Source organism: Candidatus Omnitrophota bacterium (genome assembly GCA_013791745.1).
Taxonomy (GTDB): domain Bacteria; phylum CG03; class CG03; order CG03; family CG03; genus CG03.
On sequence record VMTH01000025.1, the window covers coordinates 1 to 6,073 of the forward strand.

Genomic DNA, 6,073 nt, shown 5'->3' on the forward strand with positions numbered 1-6,073 from the left:
CCGTGTCGGAATGCGTGCTGATCTCAAATAAATCATTCCGTGTTTCTGTCACGGGGGAAAACTCTTCTTTCTGGGGGGTGCTGATAGGTTATTCCCAGGGCCGCGGCTCTCTGGATTTTGTCTGGCCGTCAAGAGACATTATTGTCGAGAAGGGGATTGATCTGCTGACATCCGGCTGGGACGGAAAATTTCCTCCGGGGCTTCACTGCGGAACGGTTACAAAAGCGCTTAAAGGCGGCGCCGGGGAATATGAGATCTCGGTTCAAACCGCTTATAACGCGAATGTACCGGAAGCTCTTTTTGTGTTGACACAATGGATACATTAATCACTGTTCTTTTTCTGCTTTGTGTTCCATATATACAGATTTTCCTGTTGAATCCTCTCTCTCCGCGGAGTTTTCCGGATGTGAGCCCGTCTCTTTTTCTTGCAAGCCTCGTTCTTCTCTCGTCAAAGATACCCGCCGCGCACAGCTATATTTACGCTTTTCTCCTCGGGTGCGTTTCTTCAATTCTTTGCGGCCATCCGCTGGCTTTTGATTCGCTGAGTTTTCTGGCCATTGTTTACGGGGTTAAAAAATTCTCCGAGAATTTTGACATGACCGGTTTCGGGGGGCAATTTGTTCTGGGTTTCGCTTCGGCCATCTTCCATTTTATTTTCCTGTATATATCACATCAGTTCATTACGGTGAACTACCCTCCTTTTGCCGGCGTTCTTCCGGGCGCGCTGACCACGGGTATATTGCTCGCAGTGCTGTTCAATACCGTTTTGAAAAACCGGAAACAAATGCGCTAAAATGTGGTATAAGGACAGGGGATGGGATTATTTTGTCAGATATATCAGATTCATAAAAATAGTTTTTATTGCCGCGTTTTTTCTGATTTTTTTCAGGGTTTTTCAGGTACAGATATTAAAAGGTTTCAAATTCTCGGAAAAATCCCGGGAAAATTATCTTAAAAGATTTATTGTGCCGCCGAACCGCGGTCGCATTATTTCCGCCGATGGGCAGGTCATAGCCACGACTTATATTTCATATGATCTCGTTTCCCAGATAACCCCGCCGGAGAAACTGAAAAATGATGTGTGCGCCGTTACCGAGGTTCCCCGTAGAATACTGGAAAGCTCTCTGGCGAAGTCGCTTAAAAAAGGAGAGATACTCAAAACGCTGATCCATGATCTTAAGGGGCGTTCGCTGATTGCGATGGCCTCGGTGATAAATGAATATCCCAACCTGAGGATCATCAAATCGCCCAAAAGGTTTTATCCCTACAAACAGACTTTCAGCCATGTGACAGGTTATCTCGGTGCGCCGCTGGGGAGCCGCTCGCGGGATATGAGCTATTCCTATCCCGGCTCTCTTCACGGTAAATCAGGGCTTGAAAAAAACTTTGACAGTTATCTGTTCGGTTCGCCCGGCGGAGAAATCGTCGAGGTCAGCGCCGCCGGAGATGTGATAGAGGTGAAGGGCAGAGTTCTCCCGTCGACGGGCGATGAGATAATACTCACTGTTGATTCGCGTCTGCAGAAAACAGCTTATGAGGCCTTTCAGGGACGGCCCGGTGCCGCTGTGGCGCTGAATCCTAAAACAGGAGCTGTACTCCTGTTTGTCAGTTCTCCGGGATTTGATCCCGGTGCGTTCGGGGATGACACGGATGAGGTCTCCCGCATGATGACTTCCCCGGCAATACCCCTCGTGAACAGGGTTATACAGATGAAATATCCTCCGGGTTCTGTTTTCAAAATCTTCACCGCTGCTGCGGCCTTAAACGAGGAGCGCATAGACACGGAAAAGAAAATAGATTGCAGTGGCGTTTTTAAATACGGGAATCGCGAGTTTAAGTGCTGGAAAGAAGAAGGGCATGGAGAGATGGATTTTCTGGACGGTTTTTCGCAATCCTGCAATGTGTATTTCTACAACATTGCGCTTGAGGTCGGCGTAAAAGATTTATCAAAATACGCACATATGATGGGGCTGGATCTCGACGAGCTCAAAGATATATCAGGGGAACTTCCCGCCACCATACCGTCGGCGGCCTGGAAGAAAAAAAGATATAAGCAAAGCTGGCTGCCGGGGGATACGGTTAATATGGGCATAGGTCAGGGATTTTTATGGGTGACGCCGCTTCAGATAGCGCTGGCCGTGGGCGGTGTGTCCAATGGCGGTGTTATTTACAGGCCCTATCTTGTGTCAAAAATTACCACGCCCGGGGGAAAGACTGAATATGAGGCCAGTCCCGAACAGGTGAAGCAGTACAGCCTCCGCGAAGACACTTTTAAGCTCCTGAGGGAAGCACTGCGCAAAGTCGTCACGGACGGCACCGGACGGGTGCTGAATATAGAGGGCTGTGAAATTTACGGTAAAACCGGCACAGCGCAAAATCCTTCGGGGGATGATCACGCCTGGTTTGTCTCATTCGGCGGCGGTGATCTGGAAGATTTCGCGCTCACTGTTGTGCTCGAACACGGAGGAAAGGGGGCGGCTGTCGCCGGGCCCGTGTCGCGGGCTATATGGGAGGAGTATATAAAAATCAAAAATGAAAAGATTTGACCCTCTCATCCTTTTTCCCGCGCTGTTTCTCCTGGCAATGGGAAGCCTGCAGAATATTTCTTATGTGTCGGGCGATATGCTGTACAGGCATTTATTCGCTATAGCGCTGGGCTTCGCCGGTATGGTTATATTCACATTCACAAAATATAAATCTTTTTTGAGGTTCAGGGCGATAATTTTTTATGTTTTGGGAATAGCCCTTCTTATCCTGACGCTTGCGGTGGGCTATTCCGTGCACGGCTCCCGTTCATGGCTTGGCGCCGGGTTTATTGTTTTTCAGCCCTCGGAGATCGCGAAATTCACGACGGTCATCTTCCTCACATACTTCCTCAGCAAGAATTACACTTCGCGAAACAGTTTCAGGACCATATTCTTTTTAATATTTTTTTCAGCGCTGCCCTTGTTTCTGGTGCTGAAACAGCCGGATTTCGGCACAGGACTCGTGTTCGTTTTTATAGGATTTATGTTCCTTTATTTCAGCCAGAACATACGCCTGCTTGTATTTGTCTCTGTTCTCGGAGCGCTTCTGCTGGGGGAAATTATTTTTTTCTGTATGAGGCCGCACGCGCTGATGTGGCTCGCGCGATGGGCCGCGGCCGCCTTCGCGGCTCTCTATATCGCCGTGCGTTTTCTTATGCATATCAAAAAATCTCACATAGCCGTTCTTGTTTTGTTCGGCCTTTTTTTTACGAGCTGTTTGGTTTCCCATAAAGTGGCGACGGGATTTAAGAGTTATCAGAAAGACAGGATACTCAATTTCATCAGCCCGAACAGGGACACTCTTAATTCCGGCTATCATCTTTCGCAGAGTTTGATAGCGATAGGTTCGGGGAAGATCAAAGGCAAGGGCTACCGCCGGGGCACACAGGCGCGCCTTGGCTTTCTCCCCGGGAAATACACCGATTTTATGTTCGCGTCGATCGCGGAGGAATTCGGTTTCATCGGTTCTTTTCTGATACTGTTCTCTTATTTTATTCTCTTTTCGCGGATGATCAAAATAGCCGTTATGGCGCTTGACCAGCAGGGGACATTTCTGGCGCTTTCCATATTAGGGGTGCTGTTTTTCCAGACATTCCTCAATATAGGGATGACGCTGGGTATGCTCCCCATCACGGGACTTCCTCTGCCTTTTCTCTCCTACGGCGGCACCGCCACCGCCGTTTATCTAATGATGCTGGGCGTGGTCATGAATGTTTACGCCACGGCCAAAGGTTACTGAAAAATCAAGGTATCTTCTTAATGGAAATTAAAAATCTGCTCAATTATGAAAGGCCGGCGCAGTACGCGGGCGGCGAGATGTTTTCCGTGAAAAAACCATGGAAGGAAACACCCCTTAAGGTTCTCCTTGTCAGCCCGGCTGTTTATCAGATGGGGGCATCATCCCTCGGCCTCGGTATTCTATACCATATTATAAATTCCCGCCCGGACAGTCTCTGCGAGCGCGCTTTTATGCCGGAGCCGGATATGAGAGAGGCAATACTTTCCGGAAAAGAAAAATTTCTGTCTCTTGAGTCCGGCCGCTCACCCCGGGATTTTGATCTCATAGGCATAACCCTTCCCGCGAAAGGATGTTTTTTTGACATCCCGGGGCTTTTTGCCCTGATGGGCATTCCCGTTTCGCTCCGCGACGGGTCGTATCCCGTTATAACGGCCGGCGGCCCCGGCGTTTCTAATTTTGTGCCGGCCGAGGGTTTCTTTGACGCTTTTATCGTCGGCGACGGAGAAGAGGTCATCGGAAAAATGCTGGATGAGGCGCTGGCAAGTTCCGGGCGGGACTCCCTTAAAAGAGCGCTCGCGGATATCGAGGGCGTCTATGTGTGCGGTATAAGCGGGAGTGTAAAAAAAGTTTTCTGCCCGCTAAAAAACGATTATTATCCGCTCAAGCCGGTTATCCCGAATATCAGGACTTTGCAGGACAGGCTGGACATAGAGGTGATGAGGGGCTGTCCCAACAACTGCCGTTTTTGCGAGGCGAAAAGGTTTTATTCGCCTCTCCGCGTGAGGACTCCGGAGGATCTTGAAAAAATAATCATCTCATCCCTTGAGAACACAGGCTGGAAGGGTTTGTCTCTGAGTTCTCTGAGCACCCCTCAGTATCCGCACATAGGAGAAGTTGTTGACAGCGTCATACCGCTGTTGAGAAAGCAGGGAATATCCCTCCAAATCCCGTCGCTGAGGCCGGAGAGGAGATCCCTTGAATGTGTTATGAAAATACTCCCCCTCAATCAGGTGAACCTGACTTTTGCGCCGGAGACATTTTCCCGCCGCATGCAGGAGATAATAGGAAAAATAACGCCGCTCGATGAATTTGAGAAGATGATGGCGGAGATCAAATCCGCGGGTTTCAGGGATGTGAAGATATATCTGATGTTGGGCCTCCCCGGAGAAAGTGACGCGGACATGGATGAAAACATAAAGGCCGTGAAAAGGATAAGAAAAACCGGATTGAAAGTGACGCTCACGCTCTCCCCCTTTGTTCCCGCCGCCCACACTCCCTTTGAGAGGGTGACTCTCTGGGATAGAGGCGAAATGGAGGAGAAACTGAAAAGATTCAAAATGGAATTGAGGGGCGTTGACCTGCGTCATCCCTCGCTGGAAGACGCTCTGCTCGAGAGCGCTCTCGCCCGGGGCGACGCGCGTCTTGGGGCAATCCTTTTGGATCTGCCGGCTGTTTTCACCGACAGCTCTGCGGACAAAATAAGAATACTGGATGAGGCGGGGCTGGATTCCGTCTCTTACGCCGGAAGGGATTTTTCAACGGGAAAGCTCCCGTGGGAGAAGATTGATATAGCGCCCAGGGCAGAGCTTGAGGAAGATTATAATCAGGTGAAGGAACTTATAGAAAGCCGATGATCAAAGTCAGGGTCACATATTCCAAGCGCGGCCGCTTTGTGCTGATGGGCCATCTGGACACGATGATGCACATAGACATGGCGCTGCGCCGGACGGGCCTTGATTTCGTCACGGGACAGGGTTACAAACGAAAGATAAAATTCTCGTCTTCTCCCGCTCTTTCTCTAGGGGTGGAATCCCTCTGCGAATACATAGACGTCAAAATCATAGATGATTATCCGGGGGATATAATATTCAGACGCTTCTCCGATAATTTTCCTCCGGGGCTGGAAATCATAAAAACAGAAAGCATACGGGGAAAAGCTCCTCAGCCCAAAGCCGCCGTCTATGAGAAAAAGGAAAAGTTCCTGGGCTTATTTCCGCGGATTATTCGCAAAACCATCGTTTTCGGTTCCGGCGAGAAAATTTCTTTTCCCGCCGTCCGCGTCAGCTTTATTTTTTAACGCAATCGCGGCTCGGGGGAAGATATTATTGCAAAAATTGACAGTCATAATTTTTTGTTATAGGGTATAGACAGGCGGGGAGGCAGTTTATAAATGAGTCCATATAAATCCATCAAGCAAAAAACACGAGAGATTGTTCTCACCCTCAAAACGGGAAACATTCAACAGATTAAAGCGGCCAAGAAGGAACTGGGAAGATTATTTCATGAGTGCGGCAAGCATCGGTAATTA

At 49.1% G+C, this 6,073-nt stretch carries 6 protein-coding genes; all 6 read left to right on the top strand.

Features of this window, described 5'->3' with window-relative positions:
- Positions 1-2: 2 nt before the first annotated feature.
- The 6 genes from FP827_01130 to FP827_01155 are packed head-to-tail and all read left to right on the top strand — an operon-like array spanning position 3 to position 5,842.
- Positions 3-326: a hypothetical protein gene (locus tag FP827_01130; GenBank protein MBA3051688.1), complete on the top strand. Its 324-nt coding sequence runs from the start codon at positions 3-5 to the stop codon at positions 324-326.
- A complete protein-coding gene (locus FP827_01135) occupies positions 314-793 on the top strand; it encodes a hypothetical protein (protein ID MBA3051689.1) in 480 nt (159 codons plus the stop codon). Before FP827_01130 ends, FP827_01135 begins: the two co-directional genes overlap by 13 nt.
- Position 794: 1 nt before the next feature.
- A complete protein-coding gene (gene mrdA, locus FP827_01140; GenBank protein ID MBA3051690.1) occupies positions 795-2,546 on the top strand; it encodes a penicillin-binding protein 2 in 1,752 nt (583 codons plus the stop codon).
- Positions 2,533-3,765: a rod shape-determining protein RodA gene (locus tag FP827_01145; GenBank protein MBA3051691.1), complete on the top strand. Its 1,233-nt coding sequence runs from the start codon at positions 2,533-2,535 to the stop codon at positions 3,763-3,765. Before mrdA ends, FP827_01145 begins: the two co-directional genes overlap by 14 nt.
- Before the next feature lie 20 nt (positions 3,766-3,785).
- Complete coding sequence (locus FP827_01150; GenBank protein MBA3051692.1) at positions 3,786-5,399, top strand: radical SAM protein; 1,614 nt, start codon at positions 3,786-3,788, stop codon at positions 5,397-5,399.
- Positions 5,396-5,842, top strand: coding sequence for a DUF2344 domain-containing protein (locus FP827_01155; GenBank protein MBA3051693.1), 447 nt, complete (start codon positions 5,396-5,398; stop codon positions 5,840-5,842). Before FP827_01150 ends, FP827_01155 begins: the two co-directional genes overlap by 4 nt.
- Positions 5,843-6,073: the final 231 nt, after the last annotated feature.